The sequence below is a fragment of the Ktedonobacter sp. SOSP1-52 genome (assembly GCF_016587395.1).
This window is the reverse complement of the sequence record NZ_BNJH01000002.1, coordinates 1,846,303-1,870,136: the sequence shown is the minus strand read 5'-3', so window position 1 is coordinate 1,870,136 and position 23,834 is coordinate 1,846,303. Positions and strand designations below refer to the sequence as shown.

Genomic DNA, 23,834 nt, shown 5'->3' with positions numbered 1-23,834 from the left:
TTCACTCGGCACCATACACCATAACACATTATCTATTGACCTGGTTGGGTGGGCGCTGGCCCTGGGCGTGAGCCACGATATTTTCGGTGGCCATGGTTGCCATGCGTGTGCGTGTTTTTAGCGAGGCGCTGGCGATATGGGGTACGAGAACCACGTTCTCCATCGTCAGAAGCTCAGGTTCAACGGCGGGTTCGTGCTCGAAGACATCGATGCCAGCCCCCGCGATCCGACCGGATTGCAGGGCGCGTACCAGGGCCTTCTCGTCCACCACCGGTCCACGCGCGGTGTTGACGAGAATTGCCGACGGTTTCATCAGTGCCAGCTCGCGCTCGCCAATGAGGTGATGGGTTGAGGATGTGTAGGGAACGTGCAAGCTCACAAAGTCGGACAGGCGCAATAGCTCATCCAGTTCAACATAGGTAAGCTGGTAACGATCCTCGATATCTGCCGTAAGGCGCTTTGTATTGTAGTAGAGCACATGCATATCGAAGCCCCCGGCGCGTTTCGCCATGAACTGGCCGATGCGCCCCGCGCCGATGATTCCCAGCGTTGAGCCATGGACCTCGGCCCCACAGAAGAGGAGGGGGCCCCAGCCGGTAAACTTGCCCGCGCGCAGGAAGCGTTCGGCCTCGGGTATGCGCCGGGCGGTCGCCAGCAGCAGGGCGAAGGCCAGGTCGGCGGTGGTATCCGAGAGAATGCCCGGAGTATTGCTTACCGCGATCTGCTGGCGGGTCGCGGCCTCGACATCGATATTGTTATAGCCGACTGCCATGTTTGCCACCAGCTTGAGGCGAGGCAAGGCGCTGGCGCAAGCCTCCAGTAAGCGCGCGTTAATGGTATCGGTAAGCAGGCAGAGCAGGTAGTCATGGCCGGGGGCGCGGCGCAGCAGTTCTTCCGGGGACCAGATAACGCCCTCGTCCATATTGGCCTCAACTTCACCAATGGCATACAGGAGAGAGTAGGCATCGGCGGGGATTTTCTGTGTCACAAGAATCTTCGGTCGCTCAGACATGCAAAGACCTCCAGAAAAAATAGCAGCGAATGGGAAAAGGGAGAAGCGGACTTTCATTGTAGCAAACGTATCGCTGGAGGTGCAAGCTAAAGCAGTGCATTTGTCTAACCTGATACAAAAATAGAGCCGGGAGCCCCATTCCTCCTGGCTCTATTTTTGTATCAGGTTAAGATGTGAGGCGCTCCGCGACGTCGTTGAGGCGACGCAGGAACTGACGATCCTGGAGGCGCTCCAGGGTGGGGCGCGCCATGTCAAGGTACCTGCGGTCACCTGTGCGCTCTGCGAGCACAATATCCAGGCGCGCGGCATGGACGACTTCTTGATATTGTTCAAGCTTTTCCAGGGCGCGGGCGAAGCGCTCGTTATCGTTATTGAGTAACGCGTAAGCAGCCTCAATATACTGTTTGAAGGAATCGCTTGAGCCGAAGCCATCACTTTGGGTGTTGGTAATAAGCTCTTCTGGAAAAGCTAAGTTGCGTTCAAGGCAAAATAGCAGCATTACCCGTGCCAATCCTCCTTGAATCTCTGTTAGCTTTACAGAGGTCAGCGAGACATCATCAGCTTGAAAAGTACTAATAATATTAGTAAATTGTTCACCCAAAGTAGGGACCTCGCCAAGGAAACGGCGTAGGAATGATGCAATGGCATCAATAGTTGGTCGATCTTCGCGGGCTAATGCCCAGCGGAGGAGATTAAAATAGCCTTCAAACATTTTGAATGTGCTCAAGTCATTGCTGCTTTGTTCACGTATCTCTTCCGCTTTGGAATAGAGTGTATCAAGCAAATCCCAGCGACCTGCAATGAAGGCAACTGTCATTACCGTGGAGAGGGTAGAACTCAGGTGGAGCAGAGATTGACCCGGGCGCATGCTTTTTAATTCTTGCTGAATAAGATCGAAGCAGGTGTCATAGTTGCGCAGAGCGGCATTAGAGCGAATGAGCATCTGTAGCGCATCGCCTTGTTCCGACGCGGAGAGGTTAGCGATGGCACGACGGCGTTGAATGGGTTGGAACGAAGCCTGAAAGTCATTTAGACGTTGGTAGAGAGACGCTTGAGCATCTAGTGCCTCGCTAAGGGCTTGAGAATCGCCCTGTTGTTCGAAGTAGGCGGTGGCATCTTGCGCGATATTGAGTAGTTGCTGTAACTCTTCATTGCTGGTCTTCATGTAGTGTGAGAAACAGGGAACGAGCTGGATGCGCCACTGTTCGTACTCGTTACTGGAGGCCGTGGCAAGAACTTGTGCCCGCTTCTGGAGAGTGGAAATCTGTTCCGCTGCATTCTCAAGTCGTTCATACTCACCAAAGCGCGTATAGTTGATGAGCAATTTACGCAAGAGACGTGCTCCGATCAGGCTTTGAGCCGCGTCTGGTGTATGTTCCGCGTATTGTTTCTCCCAGTATGTGAAGGCTTGTCGATAAGCTTCTGCCGTGGTGGACGACCAGTAATAGCAGTCGCCCAGATCTTCGTAGATGGAGATTAGCTCTGTCTCTGGTGCGATGGCGATGGCGCTCTGGAGGTAGTTCTGGGCCTCGAAGTAGGCTCCGGCGTGGCTGGCCAGGCGGGCGGCGCGGCGCAGGAAGTGGAGGCCTTGCTGACATCAAATTGGAGTTGTGTACGGATGGCAGCCTGCCGTGAGAGGGTCACGGCCTCGCGATAATGGTAGGCGATCAGCTCGGCGTACTCATCGAGATGGTCAGCATTGAGTGTCTCCAGCGAGGTCGCGATCTTCTCGTGTAGGCGTATACGCTGTGTACGTGCCAGGGTGCCATAGGCGACATCGCGGAAGAGGATGTGGCGGAAGGCATAGGTCTGGCCCTCCGATGATACGAGAATGTCACGCTCTAGCAGGCCATCAAGCGCCTGTTGTAGCTCGCTTAGGCTATACTCGCTCAGGACCTCGGCCAGCATGGTTAGCGAGAGGGCACGCCCGGCGACCGAGGCCACCTGGAGCACCGAGCGCTCAGGCCGTGAGAGCTGATCCAGGCGCGCCTGCACGGCGGCATGGACCGTATCGGGGAGCTGTTCAATACTTGCGGCGTCCCCAGTGAGGCCGCGCTCTTGCAGGCCGCGCAGCAGCTCCAGGGCGAAGAAGGGATTGCCCCCCGAGCGCTCAACGATCTGGGGGCGTATAGTCTGAGGGGCGTCCTGCATCAGGCGTGAGATTAGCTCCTGTGTATTGCGCGGCGAGAGGGGTTGCAGGGCCAGTGAGGTGAAGTTCTGGCGCCCTCCGCCCCAGTTGGGACGGCGATCCAGCAGCTCGGGACGGCTGAGCGCGATCAGCATGAGGGGGGCCTGGGTACGCAGGTGGGTGATGTATTCCACGAGATCGAAGAGACTATCGCTGGCCCAGTGCAGGTCCTCGAAGATAATGATGCGTGGGGCCTGGGTCGCCAGGACCTCGATCAGCAGTCGCCAGGCGGAGAAGATATTCTCACGGTCGGTTGTGGTCTCGCCTTCAATACCCAGGGTTGCCAGGATCAGGTCCGCCAGGCGCTCCGCGTCCGCTTGAGCATAGGTCGCGTTGAGAAAGACACGGGCCACGTTCGCACGTGTCATATCACCCTGAATAAGCTGGCTCAAGAGGCCGCGCAGGGGCCAGTACGTCAGGGTCTGGCCGTAGGGGAGGCAGCGTGCCGTCGAAACTTGAAAGTTCTCATCGGGGTCCAGGCGTGCGAGAAACTCTTCTAGCAGGCGCGTCTTCCCGGTTCCAGCGGGCGCGGTAATAGAAACAAGCTGTGGACGCTCCTCCTCCAGAGCGCGGGCCTGTAGGAGCGCGAGCTGCATCAGGTCCTGCTTGCGGCCAACCAGGGGCGGGCGCTCAACCTTGCGCGTGGCGCGAGGTCCTTGCAGTGGATAGACCGTAAGGGGTTTGCTCTTGCCCTTGACCTCGGCGTGGCGCGAGGCCTCGAAGAGGAAGGCATGACTGGCTGCGGCATAGGTCCGTTCTCCGGCTAAGATCTCGCCGGGATTGGCGTTCTGTTCCAGGCGGGCCGCCACGTTTACGGCATCGCCAGTCGCCATGAACTGATTGCTAGTAGAATCGCTGGTCGCCATGACCTCGCCCGTATTGACGCCGATGCGTAGCTGGAAGATGGAACCCAGCATCTCATCGTCGGCGACGGCCTTGCGCAGAGCCAGGGCGGCGGCCAGGGCGCGCTCTGGATCATCACCATGGGCCTGGGGGAGGCCAAATATCGCCATCACGGCGTCGCCAATAAATTTCTCCAGCGTCCCCCCGTGCTGGGGAATGACCTGGCGTGCATGTTCATAATAACGGCCCATCAGGGCGCGGACATCTTCGGGATCGAGCTCATCGCCCAGGGCGGTCGAACCAGTGACATCGGCAAAGAGGATACTGACAAGCTTACGCTCTTCTGGCATGAGGACTCCTTTAACACATTGAAAGAATGCAAATAAATGTTGAGCTTGCTTTTCTATATATTCTAGCATAGAAGATAGCAAATATGCTGTTTGCCCGCAATTGGCGTATGCGGCTACTGTGTAGTTGCCTCACAGTGCTTACCTAAACGAGTAAGGTGTGTAGGGTGAGAAGACTCTAGGGGCGGCGGCAGAGTAATGGGAGAAAAGATAAACTGTACCTAAATCACAGTATAATACGTTGTAGAAGAAAAGCCACCTACGTCAATGGCAAAAATGATTTTGGACTGGTAAGCAAGCATAGAAAGGAAAATGGAAGCGTGAGAGGAGGCCTATGCGTATGAAACAACGAGATACGCTGTTGGGGATAGGACTCTACGGGTGGGTGGTATTAAGCCTGTTGCTCACAAGCTGTGGTGGGGTATCGCAGGCGCAAGAAAGCACCATAGCGAACAAGAACGCGAAAATGACTCCAAAGAACGCGAATGGATGTGGGAAAGACTCTGAGGTGAAGGCGGGAGATAGCGAAGATGAGACGTTGACTGCCGATCCCAAGGTCGCCAATGGCAATAGCATGCGCGATTATTATATTCATGTGCCGACTGGCTATAATAAGACGCAGAGCATTCCCCTGGTCCTGGTATTTCATGGGACGGGGGCGCGAGGCTCAGACATGGAACAGGTCACGGGACTCTCGCAGTTAGCGGACCAGGAAAATTTTATTGTGGCCTATCCCCAGGGGTTGAAGGATAACAACGGACAGACCTTCTGGGCCAGCATTGGTACTACTCAGCAAGGTATCGATGAAATCCGCTATGTCGATGATTTGCTGGATAACCTGGAGCAGAGCTTCTGTATTGATGAGCAGCGCATCTATGCCACAGGTTTCTCCAATGGCGGCGGTATGAGCTGGTACCTGGCCTGCAACTTGCCGGAGCGGATCGCGGCCTTCGCGCCAGTCTCGGGCAATTTCTATGACCTGGATACGGGCTGCAATATCAAGAAAGGCGTCCCTATTCTGGATGTGCATGGTACGGGCGACACGGTTGTGCCCTACATGGGCGGGCCTGCACCTGAGAAGCCGGATCTCCCCCTGCCATCGGTCCCGCAATGGCTCAATGAGTGGGCTAAGCGCGATCACTGCGCCCAGGGACCCAATACCTTTTTCCAGAGTGGCAACGTTACAGGAGAGGAGTGGATACGCTGTCGCGATGGCTCCTCAATTGTGCATTATCGTATTGAGGGCGGCGGGCATGCATGGCCTGCCTCGCTTGGTGGTTCGCCCTCCGCGTCGGAAACCATCTGGAACTTCTTCAAGCGGCATCCACTAGTTTATTCATAAGTAATCTAGCTACCATACTGAGGGGCGAAAGAGCCTGTAGGGTCCATGCTGGCATGGACCCTACAATTTTTTTACCCTAAATAGCGATAGAGGAGGCCGCCGAGCGAACTGGCGACAGGGAGTGGGAGCTGTTTCCAGGTAGAGGTGAGCAAGCGATACTTCCAGCTTTGCTCAGAGGTCGTGGCCAGGCCCGCCTGGCGGGGATAGTAGTAGTAGGGAAGGGGGGTCAGCTCAGCGCCCCAGCGGCGTTTAAACTCCATCAGGCCCTCGTTGTCGCGGGCGGTGCGCCCCATATCGAGGACGCGATAACCATGCTCACAGCCCCACTCGATGGCGTGCCACATCAAGAGGTTATTGGGGGCCAGGCGCAGGTAGCGTTCATCGGAGGCGCCATAGGCATAGCGCAACGTCGTACCGGACCCCAGCAGGACCATGCCAGCAATTGGTTGTTGCTCATACTCTGCCAGTAAGAGGATCATCTGCTTATCTGGGGCAAAGTTCTCCCAAAGTTTGTGAAAGAAGGCCGAGGGCTGGGCGGGCATCCCATGCTTGCGTGTGCGTGTGAGCACATGGAGCCGGTGATAGGTTGCCACATCGGCGGTGCTATCGGCGACACGAATGGAGAGGCCGTTCTTGCGCGCCTTCTTGACCTGGTGCTGTACAGGCTTGCGCAGGTGTAACCAGGCGAGGGCAGGATCGCTTTCCAGGTTCAGGCGCCAGGTGACATAGAGATCACTCTCGACGAAGGCTGGATGATTGGCGAGCAGAGGATTGGTGCCAGTGCGTAGCTCAAGATAGCGTGCCTTACGTTGGCGTGTCAGCTCGATAGCCTGCTCGAGTAGTTCGAGCGCGCTCGCCTCATTCTGCGCCAGCAGGGGCGTATGATCGGAGAATGGGAGCGAGGCGAGATGTGTTCCTGCCAGTGGACTGCGCACAGTATAGAGAGTGAGGGTGCCCGCGAGCGAGCGAGCGGGGTCATCTGCCCCAGCGGTATAGCTCTCCAGGTGCGTGGGTTTAAAGCCATAGACGTGTTGGAGTAGATCGAGCCAACCTGGCTGGCTATAGAAAGACGCCTGCTCATGCTGCTCAATAAAGGCCTGCCGAGAGGTTTGTATTGCCGTAGTTTCAAGCATAGTCCTATCGCTCTCTCCTATGATCTGCTTATGTTGTCGTGCTTGAGTATACCTGGAAGAAGTTGTGATGATGTTGCGATAGTGGTTTCGTTTATGTTTATATGCATACATACGAACGCATATATGATGCTGGCAGTGGCTATCACCTGTACCATATCACCACAGGAAGCAATGCGATCCAACCGCTTCAGCACCACATTAGTTATCGCAAATACACAGCTAAATGGTAACGTCTCTTTAATAGCGTATTTACGAAATGAAGGGACGATAGACGTGCGACAGACAATATCACGTTCGCGCTGGCCACTCTGGCTCTGGTATGGATGGATACTGGCATGTCTGCTCCTGGCGGGCTGCGCAGATTCGAAGGCAAGTGGGCCGCCAGCGCAAGGAACAGAAACGCAGACCAAAAGTACCGTTAAGCCGATCCTGCCTGGCCAGGAAATCTGGAAGAACAACGTCTCATCGTATCTCTTTGGCACAAATGACTCAATAGAGTGGACGCCAAACAACATTGAGACGATGCCAACAATTCAGAGTATGATGAAGTCGGCTGGTATTCCCTTGATCCGCTCGTTCTTCTTCTCCACGATCTCAGATAAGGATATAGATCAGCGTATAGGGACCATCGAGAAGATCGGTGCGCAGTGCCTGGTGGTGCTACCCGATTATGATAATCAAGCCTTTAATGAGCACGTAGTGCGTTACCTGGGTTCGCGCTGTCTCATGTATGAGTTCGGTAATGAAGCCAACTACAACCACCATACTATGCAGGACTATATCGCTCAGTGGAATAAGCAGATACCACTCTTGCGCCAACTCAATTCAAAGGCCAAGTTTTTTGGTCCCACACTGAGTAATATCAATATTGAGACTAACAATGAAAAATCTTCGCCACGTTTTCTCTCAGCCTATCTTGCATCAATCAAATCCTCAAAGGTCTTGCCAGACGTCTTAAGCATCCACTGGTATCCCTGCTGGCAGAATACTGAGGCTGATTGCCTGGGAAAGGCGAGCGAGATTGGCTCCATAGTGACGCAGTTACGCCAGAATGTGCGCGCGAGCCTGGGGCAGGACTTGCCTATTGCCGTGACCGAGTGGAACTTTGATCCAAACGCTCCACCCCCGGCCTATGGAAACAAAACCGATTTCATTACCAAATTCACCAGGGATGCCCTCAACGCTATGATACAGGCCGGTGTGATTATGGCCTGCCAGTATGCCGCGGGCAGCTATACCGGCTATGGCGGCCTGGATATGTTTGATGTCATTACCGGTCAGCCTAAGCCACAGTTTCAGACCATCAAAGAGTTGATTCAGACATATAAGCAGGGTCCGACCGCCGGTGGCGGCAATGGGCTGCTGGTATCGCGTGGCAAGCCCGCCTTCTGCCAGAATAACGAGAATGCTGGTGGACCGCAGAGTATCAATGATGGGCAGTATGGCAACTGGGGCAAGTGGGATGCTACACAACAATCGCTGCCAACCTGGTGCGCGATCCACCTGGATAAGGGACCCAGTAAGCTGCTCTTTATCTGGGTGTGTGACTACCAGTTCGACTACATCAACGAGAATGGCGCGGGACCCGGCGCGTATACCATCGCCGTCTCGGACGATAGCACAGACGGCAAGGATGGTCACTGGAAGACGCTGGTCTCGGTCACCGGCAACGCCACACGTGTGCGTGAACACCTGCTGGACTTCAGTGGTGAGAGCTGGGTCAAAATGACCGTAACTCAACTCTCGGCGAAACCACTGCGTGGCGACTTCGCCATTGACGAACTGGAGGCCTACGACGTCTCACAGAACGCAGACGACAGCTACTTCTTCTCTGGCGACTCGATTACCGCCATGGCCTATAACCGCTATCCAGAAGACCAGCCCTCGTTTGCCGAGGACGTCCACAAGGCTTTCCCACAGCGTTTTCCCGCAATGCTCGACGCGGGCCTGGGCGGCTGGAATTCGCAAGGGGCGGTTGAGCATATCGACAAATGGCTTCAGCTCAACCCCGATATCCACTACTGGCTATTGCAATGGGGGACAAATGACGCGCTGGGCCAGGTCCCGCCCGAGAAATACGAAGCCAACATCCGCCAGCTCGTCCAGAAAATCAAGCAAGCGGGCCATATACCGATACTGGCGCACATCCCCTCTATGAATCGCCCAGGAGGAGATAACACCGCCGTCAACACCTTAATCCAGAGCTATAACACGGCCCTCGACCGGGTCACAAAGGATGAAGGGCTGATCAGCGGCCCAGACCTGTACAAGCTCTTCTCACAGCACAAAGCGTACTTCTTGCCTGATGGCATCCACCCCACCGCCGTAGGCGCCATCGCCATGAACAATGCCTGGTTCGAGGCCGTACGCACCAAAATCTAGTTGTAGGGTCCATGCTGGCATGGACTCGCCTGGCGCGCAGGCTGACACCCTGGCGCTGGGAGATCGCTGCGCTCGGAGTCCATGCCAGCATGGACCCTACCCATGTTTGGTCTGGGTAAAGGGATGTGGTGAAAAAATGCCGCAGGCATTTTTTCACCACATCCCTTTACCTTAAGCGAGCCACGCAGTGGCGAGAAGTCTTGTTATTCAAAAAGTGGAGAGAATTCCAGCGTGTAGGAGGGATCTTGTAGCTCACGATACTTGACGACCTTGGCGGGCACGCCGCCGACGATGGCGAAAGGGGGGACATCGCGGGCAACGACCGCGCCTGCCATGACAACCGCACCTCGCCCGATAGTAACCCCCTGGAGAATGGTGCAGCGAAGGCCGAGCCAGGCGTGGTCCTCAATCACGATGGGTTTATAGATGTCGGGAAAGGCGGGATGGTTGAGTTCGTGACTCCCCGTCATGAGCCAGGTGCCAGAGCTGATGCTCACGTTATTGCCGATGATCAGCCCGCCCGTGGTGTAGAGCAGACAGCCGTGATTGATAATGGTATGGTGTCCAATGGAGACCTTGCTGCCGCCGCTACGCAGGCCGCCAAACATGATATGCTGGCCCAGCAAGAGATGCGCTCCAGGGCCGATGCGCCAGCCAAGCATGCGCCGGTACCAGGCCCGGCGCAGCGTATGCGAGGGAATGTGATTGATAAGATGATTGGTCGCGTAGCGCAGGGCGGCATTGAGAAAGCGTTTCATGAGGTATCCTCCAACTACACAATTTCACCGCCAGCCAGGCGACTCTCGTTGCGGCGTTTGCGTTGCAGGCGGCGCGAAGGTGTGGTCTCTTCCTTGCTGGTTGTGGGAAGCTGGATGGCACGCAGGCGTGGCAGCGTAGCCTCATCGAATTCAGTGACAAGCGTCTCAACGGCTATAGACTCCGTTAACAGTTCCTCCACGGCGGGCGCGCTTCGAGATTTGTGACGAATGGCCATCTGGAGCATGCGCAGATCCTCGGGCGGGATGGTGCGGAAGAGCAGCGCCACGGCCAGGTAGGTGCAGGCTCCCGCGGGTAAGAGCAGGTAGATAGTCTGGAAGCGCAAGAGCCAGAGAACGACGCCCATGATCACGCTCGCCAGAAAGGCCTTGCTGGCAACAACTAGGCTCTCAAATGAGAAGGCCTGACGTGGGATATAGCGAATGTTAATACAGAGGAGCAGAAACTCGGTCAGAGTTGTTGTGAGAGCTGCCCCAACATGCAGAAAGCGCGGAATGAGCACGAAATTAAGAGCCAGGTTGAAGACCAGGGCAATGGTGGCTGTGATAGTGATCTTCTTCTCCTGCCGTGTGCTGATAATCACGCTAACAATCACGGTATTGATGTACAGGAAAACTAACCCAGGGGCCAGGGCCTGAAGCGCCGGGATGGTATGTTGGAAATCTGGGTTATGGTAGAGAACGCCGATAATGGTGGGTGCGGCGACGATGAGGGCGGTGGTAATCGGCAGCACAAAGAACAGGAGAAAATTGAAGGATTTGGCGATAGCGATCTTAAGCTGCTCCTGTGAGACCAGGGTCAGATTGGCGTAGATGGGGGCCATGATGGGATTAATAATGAGTGAAGGCAGGAAGACCAGGGTATCAAAGAGGCGATAGCCCGCGCCATACCAGCCAACGACCGTTGTATTGGTAAAGAATTGGAGGAAGAGCGTATCTATGCGATAGTAGATGACTCCTATCGCGCCACTGACGATAAAGGGGATACTTGTGCGCAATAGCGAGCGGCTCGTGGCCCAGTCAAACCGGAAGCGCAGGCCTGCCTTGCGATAATAGCATAGCGCCTGCCAGAACGCGTTGACTGCTGAACTGACCAGTAATACCAGGGCCATCGTCTGCACGGTGCCACCTGTTTTGAGCACCAGGTAGCCAATCAGCGCGGCGAGTCCCTTCTCCAGAATTGTGCCGATGACCGGGAAGAGGACGTTGCCAAAGGCATAGTGCAGGGCGGCAAAGGTATTGCTGGTAGAGCCACTGAGCAGGGAGATGCCGCAGATCATGATGAGCTTGCTTTGTTCGTCATCATAGCCCACCAGGTGACAGAAGAGCAGGGCGAAGGCGTAAAGGATGAGCCAGAAGAGACTTTTCAGGAGCAGGCTATTGGAGAGATAGCTCAAGGCCTTGCTACGATCCTGAGCCACATCCCTGGTAATCTGCTGATTGAAGCCAAACTCCAGGGGGAAGCCGATGAGCATGACAAAGCTGAGCGCAAAATAGAGTTCACCAAATTTGAATGCCCCCAGGAAGCGTCCATAGGCAATGGTCAGCAGAAAGGTTGAGGTCCAGGTGATGGCCTGTCCTAAAAGAGAAATAGCGGTACTGCCCACCACTCTACGCAATTTGTCCATTGTTTACACCTTTTGTTTGAATGCGCCATGTAGCGCCCGTTGAAGTACCGTTGCCATATCACCAAACGCGGGAAGCGGATCGCGCCAATCCCAGACCGAGAAGGTAATCTTCTTGAGCAGGGAGCGGAGGTAGCAATCAAGAGAGAGATCGCCAAAGCGTATCTCCTGTATACCGGCGGGTATATCGGTGATGGCCCGCATCCAGCAGTAGTCGTAGTGTGGTTGCTGGGGTGTGGGTGACTCACCATGCAGAGCACTATAGTGAATAAAGGGAAAATCCAGGCCGCAGGCCATACAGAGTGTATGCCAGCCCCAGGGGCGCACATTGATATCGAGCACTTTATAGTCGCCCGAGCGGGGATCCTGCTTGAACTCGACCTCTACCATGCCGGTCACGCGCATATGGCGCACAATTTTTGCAGCCAGGTCGCTGAGTCCTGGAATCTCTATGGCCTCCACAAAACTACTGCCCAGGCCATAGTGAATGGGATACTGGCGTGTACGGCGCGCGGTCATGCTCAGGCGAATCTCACCGTCCTCACAGAAGGTCGCGACCGAGAACTGGCGCAGCCCATTACCCGGGATGATTTCCTGGAGCATGATCTCTTCAGGTGGAATAATCTGGGCGATGCGACGGTAGTGTGTGAAGAGCTCATCGCGCGTCGTCACTGGCAGGGCTTTTATACGGACGACATGTTGCAGATTAATCGAGACCGCCGGCTTGAGGATCACGGGGAAGAGAATGCCCATTTGATCCAGGTCCTCCTCTGAGGTTGGATACCAGGTCCTGGGCGCGGGCACGCCCACATCTTCCGCCATGCGATAGGTCAGGCGTTTATCATGTGCCCAGCGAATCACGTTCCAGTCCTGGGTGGCCAGGAGATAGAAGCGCGAGAGCTCATGCGTATGGCGCGCAACAAATCCCACACAGGTATCGTCCGTGGGGAGAAGTATCCACTGATCAAGTTGTAGGTGTTTGCTGAGGCTGAGCAAAAAACTCAGAAATAATGGGCCATCCATGCGCTCCCCGTGCCACTTAATGCGTTGGGTTGTGTAGCGCGAGAACCAGGCGGAGCGAGGGACATTGTCCACGACATAGCATGGAATGCCCCTACGCCCCAGACTACGTACGATGCCCAGGGCTTTGAAATCACTACCAAGGACGATAACACCGGGTTTTGCTTGTGGTTCTGACATAGGTAACACCTTTGTTCCATTCCAGGAGGGATGATGGTCTAGCCAGAGAGGCTAGGCCACCATCGCCGCATGTTTGGCAACCTGTTGCGCCGCGACACGCGCCCCAACCACGAAGCGACAGAGCGGCCCAAAGTTATAGTTGGCAGAGGCACCAACAAAGTGCAGGTTGGGAACGGACGACTCAAACCAGCGATTCAAAAGCGGATGACCCTGCTGCTGTTGCACCTGGTTGCGTAGCTCCTGATCCAGGTATGTCAGTTTTTGGACATTGGTCTGGTAGCCAGTTCCAAGGATGATATGATCAACTTCGCGTGTGCTGCCATCGCTCAGGCGCAGGTGAGCATACCCCCCCTGTTCATGGGCCTCGGTCACAGTGGTGAGAGGCGTAAGCGTAACATGCCCTTCTACACGCGGGCGTAACCAGCGTGATCCAGACGGGCGGACCGCGCGTTGGTCGAGGGAACGTCGAGTCTCCTCAGAGAAAAGGCGGAAGAGCAGCGGATTCGCCACAAGCCAGTTGACGCCTGGAGGACCAACATCACTGGGTGGGTAGAAGATGCGTTTCAGTGGTCCGGTAAGGTAATAGAGGCGACGATCAATCCAATTGATGGGACCGCGCGCGATGACCTCCACGGAGGCCGCACCAGCCTCGTGGAGCAGCGCGGCTGACTCCAGCGCGCTCTGACCACTACCAATGACCACCATATGCTTATCGCGGAACTGGCTATGTTCGTGATGCTCCTGGCTATGGCTTGCCAGCTCATGCGGCAGGCCAGCGATGACTTCGGGAATGTGTGCGAAGGGCGCGACACCCGTCGCCAGTGTAACCGTGCTCGCCTGCATCTCGCGCCCGTCGGCCAGCTCCAGGCGGAACGCCTTGCCATCGCGGGCGACCCGGCTGATATAGGTCGGGTCTACCTCGGGGAGCAACTGCTGCTGGAACCAGTGTCCATAATTCAGAAACGTTTTGAGCGCAACTGGTTCCTGCTTACCTAAGCCGATACTTTGCCCATAGCGGGGCAGGCTATAGGCCCGCGCTGGATCGGAGATATTCAGCGCACTCCAGGAAGATTTTAAGTACATCTGGGGTGACATCTGCTCCCAGAATTCCATGGTCTTCCCAAAAATGTGCGTGGGAAGGCCGCTGGCCTTGAGATGGGCCGCGGCTGAGAGTCCATAGGGACCCGCGCCAATAACGACATGTGCATCCTGCGCCACGTCAACCTACCTTTCAAAAGCAACCAGTGAAACTCTATTCGTGTATGTGTATTGTGCAAAAAAAGACCAAAAAAACTTTTTATCGACTCGACCTCGCATCACTCCCGGCTCTTTCCTGCCAGACATATTCTTGACTATCCTGCTTTGCTTGCTATAGCAGAAGATACAGCGTAAACGTAGCAATAGGATGTTGGCACCGGTAGATAAGTAGTGTTTTTTTATGGAGGAAAGGTGAGGTTGTGTGGTAGAGGTAAATGCGGTCGTGATGCGTGCTGAATAGAGGCGGTTGGAGAGCATACGAAGCCAGGGCGCGCGGTTGCGTAGTGAGCGGCGATACAACCTGGTAGCAGGCGGGAAAATTGGTTATTTGAGCACGTGAATAGAACCGAGAAAGGGATTTGATAACCTGCTCTTCACACCAAAAAGCACCGAATATGCGCATGCGAAAGGTAAGCTACGTGGTAGTGTTTAAATTCAGGAGGAGCGAACTCTCATGCGGCGTACTTTGGAAGCCATCTTTCGCAGAATCTGGTCTCTATGCATATTGCTTATTCTCTTGCCACTGATAGGGGTTGGTATCGCGTATCTCTTGCCGCGTTCGTACTCCTCATCGGCGACGATCTGGGCCTTGCATCGCTATACAGTAGTCGGTTCAACTGGTCCTGAGAGTAACCTGGATGCGACTCCGTCGCAGACACAAACGAATGCCTTGCTGGAGTTGCTCCATACACGCCAGTTTGCGCTCAACGTGGCCCGTAATACGGGTTTAGATCAAGAATTGAGTAGCTCACTGGCCTATAAGGTCAACAACGTGTTGCGGCCTGGTGATGTTGAGGATGCTGTGGTGAGTGAGGTATCCAGCAAAATAGTCGTCACACCCGATGGCTACAACCTGCTCTCGATCAGCTATGCCAACGGAAATCCCCAGATTGCGCAGCGGATCGTCCAGAACGTGATTACCGAATATTCTGGTCAGAGCACGAATCTCTCTCTCTACGATGGGCAGCGTTTGCTGGACTCATACCAAAAAGAGTTGACCAAGGCGAAGCAAGGGTATAATGATGCGGTTGTGGCAGAGGCAGGGTATCTCAAGGGTCACCCAGAGGCCTTGCGTACAGATGCCCCCTACGATCCAAATTACGCGCATTTACACGCTAACACGCAGCAGGCGCAGACCTCTTTTCAGAACATCCAAACATCAATAGATAATTTGCGCCAGCAGCTCGCGAGCCTGGGCCAGGGGGCAAACGATCTCTTTAAAGTCATCGATTCTACTTCCGATGCCAAACCCGTTGCACGCATGAAATCCATCTTGCTCTGCGCGGGCGTCGGTCTTGGGTGTGCAGTAGCCGCGATTGTATTATATCTCGTGATTGCAGTCCGTCGAGATCGTGCTGTCTATACAGCCTCACAGATTCAACTCGTGACCTCACTGCCCATCCTGATGCAGGCTCCATACATCAAAGAAAGCACCAACATTCTGAGCATAGAGTAAAGAAAGATGATGTTGCTGTACCTGGGCAGCCTGCGGCTGCCCAGGTACAGCAACATCATCTATGAATACATCTGAAGTTAGTTAAGAAGAACAGGCGAGCAGCGAAAAAGAAACGCGGGAGCATATGAAAAAAATGGAGATGCAGAACGTCGAACAGGGAAGCGCCAACAAACCTGAGAGGGAGCAGAAATTTTTGGAAGACCTCGACCACTTAAAAACAGAGAAGCTCATGGTCGTTGACGCCAGGAAGGAAGAGGCGCGTACTGAAGAGAAGCATGTGACCCCGAAACAACTGAGCGCCCGACCGGCCAAAGCGGCCGCGCAACGTAATTTGAGCAAGCGCGAGCTGGCGGAACAACGTCGCGAGATCGCGAACCTGCATATGTTGAAGGAGCGTTGTCGCCAGTTGTGCCTCTCGCTTTTCTTTCGTCGTGACACTACGGTGAGCAGTATTGGTTTTACCAGTTCGATCCCAGGTGAAGGCAAGTCATATCTTGCCAGCATGACGGCCCTGGCTCTGGCGCAAGATATTCATGTTCCCGTGACGCTGGTGGAGTGTAACTGGGAGCATCCTAGCTTGCACGAGGTGTTTGAATGTGCATCGACGCCAGGACTGGCTGAGTGGTTGCGTGGCGAATGTGATGAGCACGAGATGCGGCGCCATATCACGCAAAACCTGACGGTGATACCAGCAGGTCGCGGGAGCCAGGATGCCGTCCGCCTCTTGCAGCAGATGCGCAAGGACGATCTGAAATCGCTCTTCTCTGCCCTGGGTGAGCAATACTTTATTCTTGATCTGCCACCTGTGGTAAGTACGGGCTATGGTGCGCTAGCCGCCTCTCTGGCCGACACCCTGTTTATGGTCGTACGCTCAGGTGTGACTACTGACCGTATGATTGCTGAGACCTGCGAGCAATTGAAAGATGTCTCCTTGCAGGGCATCATTATGAACCAGGAGCAGAGTCATGTCCCGAACTGGATTCGCCAGCTCATGTAGGAGGACTCTATGAAAGATATACTTGGACTCCTGGGCTTCTTTTTTTTGATCGGCCTGCTGGCACAACAACATACCACGCGCACAAAATGGATCCTGGGCGTGGGTATTGTTGTTCTGCTACTGTATATGGCCCTGACTAAATGAGCAAGTGAGTTGAGGCGCGCATGGATATACGGCTCAAGTCGAAATCAACAGTAACCAGTGGCGGCCTGGGCGTGGAGACCGTTGCCTCGTCCCAGCAGGAACGAGCACGGAGCGAGCGCCGCCTCTTTATACGCGTGAGTATTGGAGTGTTGATTCTGGCCCCGGTGTTGATCCTGATAGGAGTCTTGAGCAGCTTCAGCCTCATGCTGGGCCTTATGCTGGTGATTGGTGTTCTGGTGGTGGTCGCGCGAAGGCCAATTCTTGGCTTCTATATGATCGCCTGTTGCGCGGTCGTGTTTGAACAATTTTCACTCTCGACCCCAATTCTGACGGACTCATTGCCTATCTACGCTTGGCCGCCTGCGCTGGCAGGATTGATAGAGCGCCCCATTGGCTTCTTCATGCTCTACATACTTGCGGTGATCGTCATCAAGCGCTGGCTGACGCGCCAACAGCCTTTGCTCAGAGGGGGCGCGATGAAGGGGCCACTGGCCTTTTTTCTGCTCTGTGTGGGCTGGGCGCTGGTCCATGGCTTGACGAGCGGCGGTATTATCAAAATCATCGTCATTGAGATCCGCCCCTTCTGGTATCTCTTCATGTGTTATGTGCTGGCCTATAATCTGCTTACGGAGAAGAGACAGATCCGCAATTTTCTCTGGTTCCTTATTCTCTGTTCCGCGCTCAAGTCCCTACAGGGCGTCTATGTTGTGCTGGGGCCGCTGCATGGTGATATGAAGGCTCAGCACGATATTCTGGGACACGAGGTGTCTTTTTTCTTTGTCATGGTGTTACTGGTACTGATCGCCTTTTTCTTGCAGTACCGAGATAAAGCCCAGATGTGGGTGATCTTCTTGACGCTCCCCACCCTGCTCTATTCTCTGGAGGCCAACCAGCGCCGCACCGACTATGTGGCCTTAATTATCGGCGTTGGTATCGTATGGGTACTTACCATCGTGATAAATCCGCAGCGCCGCAAGCGCCTGTTGATCATTCTCTGTACCTGTGGCGTGCTGGGTGCAGGCTATGTCTTTGGCTTCGCGCATAGCGGAGGTGTGATTGGTGAACCAGCGCGCGCTATCTATTCGGTGTTTCATCCCGAGGGCGCAGACGCCAGTTCAAACGCCTATCGTGATGTCGAGGATTTCGATTTGCTCTATACCGTCAAAGAGAATCCACTAGGGATGGGCTTTGGCAAGAAATTTCTCCAGCCCCTGCCTCTGGCACAACTCGCCACCGATGACCCCACTGCAGGCGGTAATCCCTACGAGTATATCCCCCATAACACCATCTACTGGATCTGGATGCGTATGGGCTATATCGGGTATTTCGCGCTCTGGTTCCTGTTTGGCTCGCTCATCATCCGTGGCTGCATTATTGTGAAGCAACTGAAGGATCGCTATCTCCAGATGATAGGCATGATCCTGGTGGGAGCCATCTTTATGGAAGTGGCCGTGGCCTTTAGCGATTATCAGCTCTACTTCTTTAGGAACGTGATCTTCCTGGGCCTGATGATGGGAATGTTGCTGAAGTTGCCCGAAATCGAAGCAAAAGAGGAGCAAGAGAAGCGTGAAGATCCTGATCATAAGCTCGTACCTGCCCGCACCCCTGTGGGGAGCCAGCGCGCGTAGCTATTATTTGCTGCATGCATTGGCCAGACACCACGAGGTACGTCTCCTGGCCCTGGCAAGCCCGGAAGAGGTCCAGGCCAGCACTCAGCTTCCCCTGGTACAAGAACTGAACGGGCGTGTGACCGTGTTGCCATTTCAGTCAGGGGGCGCGAAGCGTCGGCAGCAGATAGAGGCCCTCCTACGGGGAAAATCCTACTGGCTGGAGGCCTGTATTCTCCCCGAGGTGCAGGACGCTATCGATGCACTCTATGCGCAAGAGCCCTTTGAGGCCGTCCTATATGAGGGGCTCTTTGTGGCGGGCTATCGCTTGCCGCCCGGGGTCAAAATAGTGCTTGATCAACATAATATCGAGCAAGAGCTCCTGTGGCGCACCTACCAGAATGAGAAGGAACCTGTGCGCAAAATCTATAACTGGTTGGAGTACAGGGTTCTCAAGCGTGGCGAGCTTGAACGTTGTCAGCAGGCTGACCTGGTGCTGACCACGAGTGGGCGTGAGCAGGAGTGGTTGCAGACGAGGCTCCCTGGTCAGCAGGTAGTTGTCGTTCCTAACGGCGTAGACCTGGAGCGCTTTCAAGTAGACTCCGCTCGGCAGGAACAGGCGGGCCGAATTATCTTCACGGGAACCATGGATTACTATCCTAATAGCGCGGCTGTGCTGTCCTTTGCGCGCGACTACTGGCCGCATATTCACCGGCAGATACCAGGCGCGACCTGGCAGATTGTAGGGCGCAATCCACCACCAGAGGTAGAACGCTTGGGGGCGCTGCCCGGCGTGGTCGTGACTGGCTCTGTGCCAGATGTCCGGCCCTATCTCGCGGAGGCCGAGGTCGCGATTGTTCCGCTGAGTGTAGGCAGTGGCACGCGCCTGAAGATCCTGGAAGCCCTGGCGATGCAGAAGGCGGTGGTCTCGACAAGTATTGGTTGCGAGGGACTGGAGCTTGAGGCAAATACACACCTCCTGGTCGCCGAGGAACCTGGCGCCTTTGTAGAGGCGGTGGTCTCACTCTTACATGACGCGGAGAAGCGTGCGCGCCTGGGGAGTGCGGGCAGAGTACTGGTCGAGCAACGCTATGGCTGGGGATACTGTGGCGAACTGCTGACCCGGGCGGTGAGCGCACTAACAGGAGATACGGTCTCTAGCCCGGTAGGGACCAGCTTTAGCGCGTCCGAAGGCGATTAATCGCACTTCGGCGCTAGCCAAAAACGCTTACGTTTCGCCATCGTGAGATATGTACGTTCTCCAGGCCAAAATCGGCTTACGCCGCACTGCCATAAATGGCGTTCGGACGCGCTAAAGCTGGTCCCTACGAAAATTTGCAAAGTTTATAAGCGCATGTCGAGATGTGTTTTTGCAGAGAAAGTGGGTATGTCTATGTTGCTTATTGTTTGGTTGCGCTGGCTGCTCGCAGGAGGAGAACTCCTCTTCTTGCTGCCGATCGCCTACCTGTGCCTGGTCTGCCTGGCGGCGTTGCTGGAGGCCAGGCGTCGCGCGCGCCAGGAGGCGAATGTGACAGAGCAGGCTGGCGCGAGCCGCTTTGCTTTATTAGTACCTGCGCATGACGAAGAAGTGACGCTCCCCGGCTTGCTGAAAAGCTTGCAGGGCCTGACCTATGCGCGCGAGCACTACCGAATCTATATTGTCGCGGACAACAGCCATGACCGCACGGCGGAGATCGCGCGTTCCAGCGAGAACGTGCGCGTCTACGAGCGTTTTGACACAGAGAAGCGTGGCAAAGGCTATGCGCTCCACTGGCTGCTCGGGCGTATCGAAACTGAAGCTGACGACGCAGAGTGGGCGGATGCCTACGTTATTCTGGATGCGGACTCTATTGTCGAGCCGGGCTTTCTGGCGGCGCTCGACCGCGAACTGGCTGCGGGGGCCGTGGCGCTCCAGATGCATAACACCGTCTTAAATGGCTCTGATTCGCCCAGCACCGTGTTACGCTGGCTGGCCCTGACACTGGTCAATCACGTGCGGCAACTGGGGCGCAATGCCCTGGGAAGCAGCGCGACCCTGACCGGGAATGGTATGTGCCTGCGCCGCACGTTACTGCAACGCCATCCCTGGCAATCCTTCTCTGTGACGGAGGATTACCAGTATTACCTTCAGTTAGTAGAGCATGGTGAGCGGGTGCGCTATGTCCCCGAGGCGGTTGTACGCTCACATATGCCGACCTCCTTTGAGCAGATGCGCACACAGGATATTCGCTGGGAGAGTGGCGCACCCGAGCAACCAGGCTGGAAGACTGCGCTCCGCCTGCTCCAACTCGCAGCGCGTGAGCGCGACTGGGTACGCCTGGAGACGGCCTTTGAGTTCCTGACGCCTCCGCTCTCCCTGATGGTGGGAGGAAGTGTCCTGTTATTCCTACTGAGTTGCGTCCTGTACTCCTGGTTCACTCTGGGACTGGCCTGCGTCCTACTGCTTGGGCTGGCCTGTTACCTGGGAACCGGGCTGTACTTTATGCGGCCAACGCGAGAAACCTATCAGGCACTCTGGCATGCGCCCCGTTTTATGCTCTGGAAATTGTGGGTGTACCTGGTGGTACGGCGGAGCAAGCAGCATAGCGCTGAGTGGGTGCGGACCAGCAGGAGTTCCGTGGCGCTCGGTCATAGTGAAGAGGGAGGACAGGTATGAGCGCGGTCCGTGTCGGCGCGGTCACCTTTGACTGGTATCCATTTGATCCCCTGGTACGCCGCATCTCTGAGGCCGCCGTGGATGGGGGCGATGACGTAGATGTCATCTGCCTACGGCAAGAGAGCGAGCAGAAATCTGAGGTCTACAACGGGGTGTGTATCTTCCGCCTGCCCATGAACCGGGGCTTTGGGCAATCGCTGCCGCTGACGCTCTTAAGCTGGGCCTGGTTTACGCTCATAGCGGGCTGGGTCCTGACCTTGAGGCATCTCAGGCGTCGCTATGATGTCATCCATGTGCATAATATCCCTGATTTTCTCGTCTTCTCGGCCCTTATCCCGCGCTTATTAGGCGCGAAAGTGATCCTGCATATTCAGGATACGGCTCCCGAACTGATGGTCGCCAAGGCCAGTGGGCGCAAAGGTGCGTTGATCTTTCGCCTAGCCTGCTGGCAGGAGCGTATCTCCTGTGCCTTTGCGCACAGCGTTGTCACCGTCGGCTGGCCCTTTGAAGAACTTCTGCTCCAGCGAGGCGTGCCTCAAGAGAAGATCACCATCATCCTGAATAGTGCCGATCCCAAGCTCTTTCCCGAGGAGCGGCGATGTACTCCTCCCTATACCGTCGCTGAGCGGACCGGGCAGGCGGAGACAACTCCCTTCATCATCATGTATCACGGGACGTTGGCCGAGCGCAATGGCATGGATATAGCTATCCGGGCGCTGGCCCAGGCCCGGCAGACAGTTCCACAGTTGCGCCTGGACATCAAGGGGCGGGGCGAGCACCTGGCATACCTCAAACAGCTTGCGCAGGAGTTGGGGGTGCAGGAGCATGTCGTATTTACGGATCCCTGCGCTATGGAGGAACTGGTCGACTTCCTGCTTCAGGGAGATGTTGGCATCATCCCATATCGCTGCAATGGCTTCTCTGAGCTTGTGCTCCCCACCAAGGCCTATGAGTATGCCTGGATGCAGCGCCCCATGCTTGCCTCAGACACAAAGGCCATCCGCTCGATGTTTGGGAGTGAGTCCCTGATCCTATGCGATCCCGAGCGCGTTGAGAGCTTCGCCCAGGCTATGATCGACCTCTATCGACAACCAGAGCTACGCGAGCGCCTGGTCACGAACGCGCTGGAGGATTACACACCCTACCGCTGGGACGCCATGGCCCAACGCTACCGCCAACTCCTGCGTACCTTGAGTGGGAAGAGTTCTCCCAAGGGGGCTACTAAAGAAGTAGAAGTGGCAATAAGCCAACATTAGTAGGGTCACATAAAATAGATGTGGTTCGTTGGAGCTGGCATTCGCCAGCTCCAACGAACCACATCTATTTATACACTACCCACTTCGAGGATGCGCAGAAAGAAATCCTGGATGGTCACAGAATCGATGTCGCCGCTGATGGAGAGCGCCGCCTGGTGTCCCGAGGGCCAGCATGCAAAGCGGAGCAGAGGCGTAGTCAGATCTTCTACCTGCTGTATAATCTCGCTGCGCGTCTCGAATTGGGCCGAGCGCGAGGTGCCCAGGCCAGTGGGCAGATGTAGGTAGTGCGTGTAGGAGGCGCGCTCCTCCTCGGAGGCGCGCAGAGCGGCGTAGCCTTGCTCATGTAGGAAGGCCAGGACCGCCTCGGGGGTCTCAGGCGAAACACCAATAGCTGGACATTGTGAGGCTTCGAGCGTAAAGGTGTGTGCCTCCACGCTGATCTCGTGTTCGTTCCAGGTGGTTGTGGGCTGCTCGACGAGCTGGACGTGGCGCGCGAGAATGGTCGCGCGTTCGGTGCAATCGGCCATGACCTGCCAGGTGCCGGGCGCGAACTGCTGAAGCGTGAAGGTGAAGTGAGCGCGCTCCTTCCACCAGCGGGCGATCTCGTCCAGGCGCGTGATCCAGACGGGGTGAGGCTGGCTGGTCGCAGTCCGCAGCAGGATGGCGAGGGCCTGGCGACAGAGTACTCCCCGCTCGGGATGCAGGTTGAGCACATACGCGCCCTCAAGCTCATACACACGCTGCATTACCAGGCTCCAGAGCTTGCCCACCTCCTCGCCCGAGGTAATGCGCAAGCGATCAAAGAGCATCTCATCATCGGGAATGCTGGTCGGAATACGCAGAAGCGTATCCTCAAAGTGCGGACGCAGGGCATAGGCTGCGCAGGGCAGGGCGCGGTAGAGCGCCAGTGATTTCTGATAGCCGTCGAGAATTGTTGGGGTGAGCGAGGCCTGGTCAACAACGTCATGTAGCACGGCTTCATTGCTCTCATAGGCGAAGCCCAGGTCTGTGAAGACCTGAACTGAGTCCTCGCTCCAGCCCAGGTAGGGATTGCGAAAGCCCTGAAACGGCATTTTTACCTGCTGAAAGGTTGCGATAGCGCGACTGGTTTGCGTATACTGTGCATCCTTGCTCAACTGGCGATAATCGTTGTGGACATAGCCGTGGATGCCGATCTCGGCCCCTGCCTGTTCGATGTCTGCCAGCAGGCGTGGATGGCGCTGTAAGACCACGGCGGGAATAAAGAAGGTTGGTGCAGCCTGATAGGGTTTAAGCTCATGAATGAGCGTCTCCAGCGAGCGGCGATTGCGTGTCTCGCTGAAGCCAAAGCGGGAGAAGACGGTCCAGAGGCGGCGCGCGAAGTTGCGCGGTCCCTTGGTCTTGATGGAGAAGGAGACCAGGTTCAAGAGAAACCTCCCATGTCGTAGAAGAGAATGGGCCGGCCAGGCCGGCGACAGCATCTGCACGAGGGCACAAAAGAATGCTCCATCGCGAGCACGTTACTCTAGCAAGCAAGCAGGAGAAAGAACGCGGCTGCCATGAACATGGGAGTGGGGTATTTATTTGTAGTATCTGTATTATAACATACGCATGGGCTTATGTGAAATGGGGTA

General features: G+C 55.7%; 18 protein-coding genes. 9 read left to right on the top strand and 9 right to left on the bottom strand.

What is annotated here, in order from left to right; genetic code table 11:
- Positions 1–28: 28 nt before the first annotated feature.
- The 3 genes from JMJ16_RS23560 to JMJ16_RS23550 all read right to left on the bottom strand — a co-directional run bounded on the left by JMJ16_RS23560 (position 29) and on the right by JMJ16_RS23550 (position 4,393).
- Positions 29–1,012 (bottom strand): D-glycerate dehydrogenase, encoded by a 984-nt coding sequence (locus JMJ16_RS23560; RefSeq protein ID WP_201385462.1) that lies wholly within the window; start codon positions 1,010–1,012, stop codon positions 29–31.
- 166 nt (positions 1,013–1,178) lie between these two features.
- Complete coding sequence (locus tag JMJ16_RS23555; RefSeq protein ID WP_201385461.1) at positions 1,179–2,345, bottom strand: hypothetical protein; 1,167 nt, start codon at positions 2,343–2,345, stop codon at positions 1,179–1,181.
- A gap of 143 nt (positions 2,346–2,488) precedes the next feature.
- Entirely contained in the window at positions 2,489–4,393 is a 1,905-nt protein-coding gene (locus JMJ16_RS23550) for an adenylate/guanylate cyclase domain-containing protein (RefSeq protein WP_201385460.1), read from the bottom strand.
- Between the two features lie 337 nt (positions 4,394–4,730).
- Between JMJ16_RS23550 and JMJ16_RS23545 the strand changes: the two genes are divergently transcribed.
- Entirely contained in the window at positions 4,731–5,732 is a 1,002-nt protein-coding gene (locus tag JMJ16_RS23545) for a PHB depolymerase family esterase (protein ID WP_201385459.1), read from the top strand.
- A 71-nt stretch (positions 5,733–5,803) separates the two neighbouring features.
- Here JMJ16_RS23545 and JMJ16_RS23540 read toward each other — a convergent pair whose 3' ends face one another.
- Complete coding sequence (locus JMJ16_RS23540; RefSeq protein ID WP_201385458.1) at positions 5,804–6,865, bottom strand: GNAT family N-acetyltransferase; 1,062 nt, start codon at positions 6,863–6,865, stop codon at positions 5,804–5,806.
- A gap of 273 nt (positions 6,866–7,138) precedes the next feature.
- On the opposite strand from JMJ16_RS23540, the gene JMJ16_RS23535 reads away from it, so the two are divergent.
- Entirely contained in the window at positions 7,139–9,247 is a 2,109-nt protein-coding gene (locus tag JMJ16_RS23535) for an SGNH/GDSL hydrolase family protein (RefSeq protein WP_201385457.1), read from the top strand.
- 203 nt (positions 9,248–9,450) lie between these two features.
- Here the strand turns inward: JMJ16_RS23535 and JMJ16_RS23530 are convergent, their stop codons facing one another.
- From JMJ16_RS23530 to JMJ16_RS23515, 4 genes are read right to left on the bottom strand one after another with little or no spacing between them, the layout of a single operon-like run.
- A complete protein-coding gene (locus JMJ16_RS23530; RefSeq protein ID WP_201385455.1) occupies positions 9,451–10,005 on the bottom strand; it encodes a DapH/DapD/GlmU-related protein in 555 nt (184 codons plus the stop codon).
- Between the two features lie 14 nt (positions 10,006–10,019).
- Positions 10,020–11,651: an oligosaccharide flippase family protein gene (locus tag JMJ16_RS23525; protein ID WP_201385453.1), complete on the bottom strand. Its 1,632-nt coding sequence runs from the start codon at positions 11,649–11,651 to the stop codon at positions 10,020–10,022.
- Between the two features lie 3 nt (positions 11,652–11,654).
- Positions 11,655–12,848, bottom strand: a complete 1,194-nt coding sequence (locus JMJ16_RS23520; protein WP_201385451.1) for an ATP-grasp domain-containing protein — start codon at positions 12,846–12,848, stop codon at positions 11,655–11,657.
- Positions 12,849–12,899: 51 nt separating this feature from the next.
- Positions 12,900–14,066, bottom strand: a complete 1,167-nt coding sequence (locus tag JMJ16_RS23515; RefSeq protein ID WP_201385449.1) for an FAD-dependent oxidoreductase — start codon at positions 14,064–14,066, stop codon at positions 12,900–12,902.
- A 493-nt stretch (positions 14,067–14,559) separates the two neighbouring features.
- Between JMJ16_RS23515 and JMJ16_RS23510 the strand changes: the two genes are divergently transcribed.
- The 7 genes from JMJ16_RS23510 to JMJ16_RS23485 all read left to right on the top strand — a co-directional run bounded on the left by JMJ16_RS23510 (position 14,560) and on the right by JMJ16_RS23485 (position 22,221).
- Positions 14,560–15,561: a hypothetical protein gene (locus JMJ16_RS23510; RefSeq protein ID WP_201385447.1), complete on the top strand. Its 1,002-nt coding sequence runs from the start codon at positions 14,560–14,562 to the stop codon at positions 15,559–15,561.
- Positions 15,562–15,685: 124 nt separating this feature from the next.
- Entirely contained in the window at positions 15,686–16,558 is an 873-nt protein-coding gene (locus JMJ16_RS23505; RefSeq protein WP_201385445.1) for a CpsD/CapB family tyrosine-protein kinase, read from the top strand.
- A gap of 9 nt (positions 16,559–16,567) precedes the next feature.
- Positions 16,568–16,702, top strand: coding sequence for a hypothetical protein (locus tag JMJ16_RS56085; RefSeq protein WP_255553231.1), 135 nt, complete (start codon positions 16,568–16,570; stop codon positions 16,700–16,702).
- Positions 16,703–16,722: 20 nt separating this feature from the next.
- On the top strand, positions 16,723–18,330 hold the full coding sequence (locus JMJ16_RS23500; RefSeq protein ID WP_201385443.1) for an O-antigen ligase family protein: 1,608 nt from the start codon (positions 16,723–16,725) through the stop codon (positions 18,328–18,330).
- The gene (locus tag JMJ16_RS23495; protein WP_201385442.1) at positions 18,269–19,510 is read left to right on the top strand and encodes a glycosyltransferase; all 1,242 of its coding nucleotides are present in this window, start codon (positions 18,269–18,271) and stop codon (positions 19,508–19,510) included. Before JMJ16_RS23500 ends, JMJ16_RS23495 begins: the two co-directional genes overlap by 62 nt.
- Positions 19,511–19,702: 192 nt before the next feature.
- Positions 19,703–20,965: a glycosyltransferase family 2 protein gene (locus JMJ16_RS23490; protein ID WP_201385440.1), complete on the top strand. Its 1,263-nt coding sequence runs from the start codon at positions 19,703–19,705 to the stop codon at positions 20,963–20,965.
- Positions 20,962–22,221 (top strand): glycosyltransferase family 4 protein, encoded by a 1,260-nt coding sequence (locus JMJ16_RS23485; protein WP_201385438.1) that lies wholly within the window; start codon positions 20,962–20,964, stop codon positions 22,219–22,221. Before JMJ16_RS23490 ends, JMJ16_RS23485 begins: the two co-directional genes overlap by 4 nt.
- A 68-nt stretch (positions 22,222–22,289) precedes the next feature.
- Here JMJ16_RS23485 and JMJ16_RS23480 read toward each other — a convergent pair whose 3' ends face one another.
- Positions 22,290–23,627, bottom strand: coding sequence for a polysaccharide deacetylase family protein (locus tag JMJ16_RS23480; RefSeq protein WP_201385437.1), 1,338 nt, complete (start codon positions 23,625–23,627; stop codon positions 22,290–22,292).
- Between the last annotated feature and the right edge of the window lie 207 nt (positions 23,628–23,834).

Coding starts and splice junctions, on each gene's coding strand:
- JMJ16_RS23545 (WP_201385459.1), top strand. CDS start 4,731: ATGAAACAACGAGATACGCTGTTGGGGATAGGACTCTACGGGTGGGTG.
- JMJ16_RS56085 (WP_255553231.1), top strand. CDS start 16,568: ATGAAAGATATACTTGGACTCCTGGGCTTCTTTTTTTTGATCGGCCTG.
- JMJ16_RS23530 (WP_201385455.1), bottom strand. CDS start 10,005: ATGAAACGCTTTCTCAATGCCGCCCTGCGCTACGCGACCAATCATCTT.
- JMJ16_RS23560 (WP_201385462.1), bottom strand. CDS start 1,012: ATGTCTGAGCGACCGAAGATTCTTGTGACACAGAAAATCCCCGCCGAT.
- JMJ16_RS23500 (WP_201385443.1), top strand. CDS start 16,723: ATGGATATACGGCTCAAGTCGAAATCAACAGTAACCAGTGGCGGCCTG.
- JMJ16_RS23485 (WP_201385438.1), top strand. CDS start 20,962: ATGAGCGCGGTCCGTGTCGGCGCGGTCACCTTTGACTGGTATCCATTT.
- JMJ16_RS23510 (WP_201385447.1), top strand. CDS start 14,560: ATGCGGCGTACTTTGGAAGCCATCTTTCGCAGAATCTGGTCTCTATGC.
- JMJ16_RS23520 (WP_201385451.1), bottom strand. CDS start 12,848: ATGTCAGAACCACAAGCAAAACCCGGTGTTATCGTCCTTGGTAGTGAT.
- JMJ16_RS23525 (WP_201385453.1), bottom strand. CDS start 11,651: ATGGACAAATTGCGTAGAGTGGTGGGCAGTACCGCTATTTCTCTTTTA.
- JMJ16_RS23540 (WP_201385458.1), bottom strand. CDS start 6,865: ATGCTTGAAACTACGGCAATACAAACCTCTCGGCAGGCCTTTATTGAG.
- JMJ16_RS23490 (WP_201385440.1), top strand. CDS start 19,703: ATGTTGCTTATTGTTTGGTTGCGCTGGCTGCTCGCAGGAGGAGAACTC.
- JMJ16_RS23550 (WP_201385460.1), bottom strand. CDS start 4,393: ATGCCAGAAGAGCGTAAGCTTGTCAGTATCCTCTTTGCCGATGTCACT.
- JMJ16_RS23505 (WP_201385445.1), top strand. CDS start 15,686: ATGAAAAAAATGGAGATGCAGAACGTCGAACAGGGAAGCGCCAACAAA.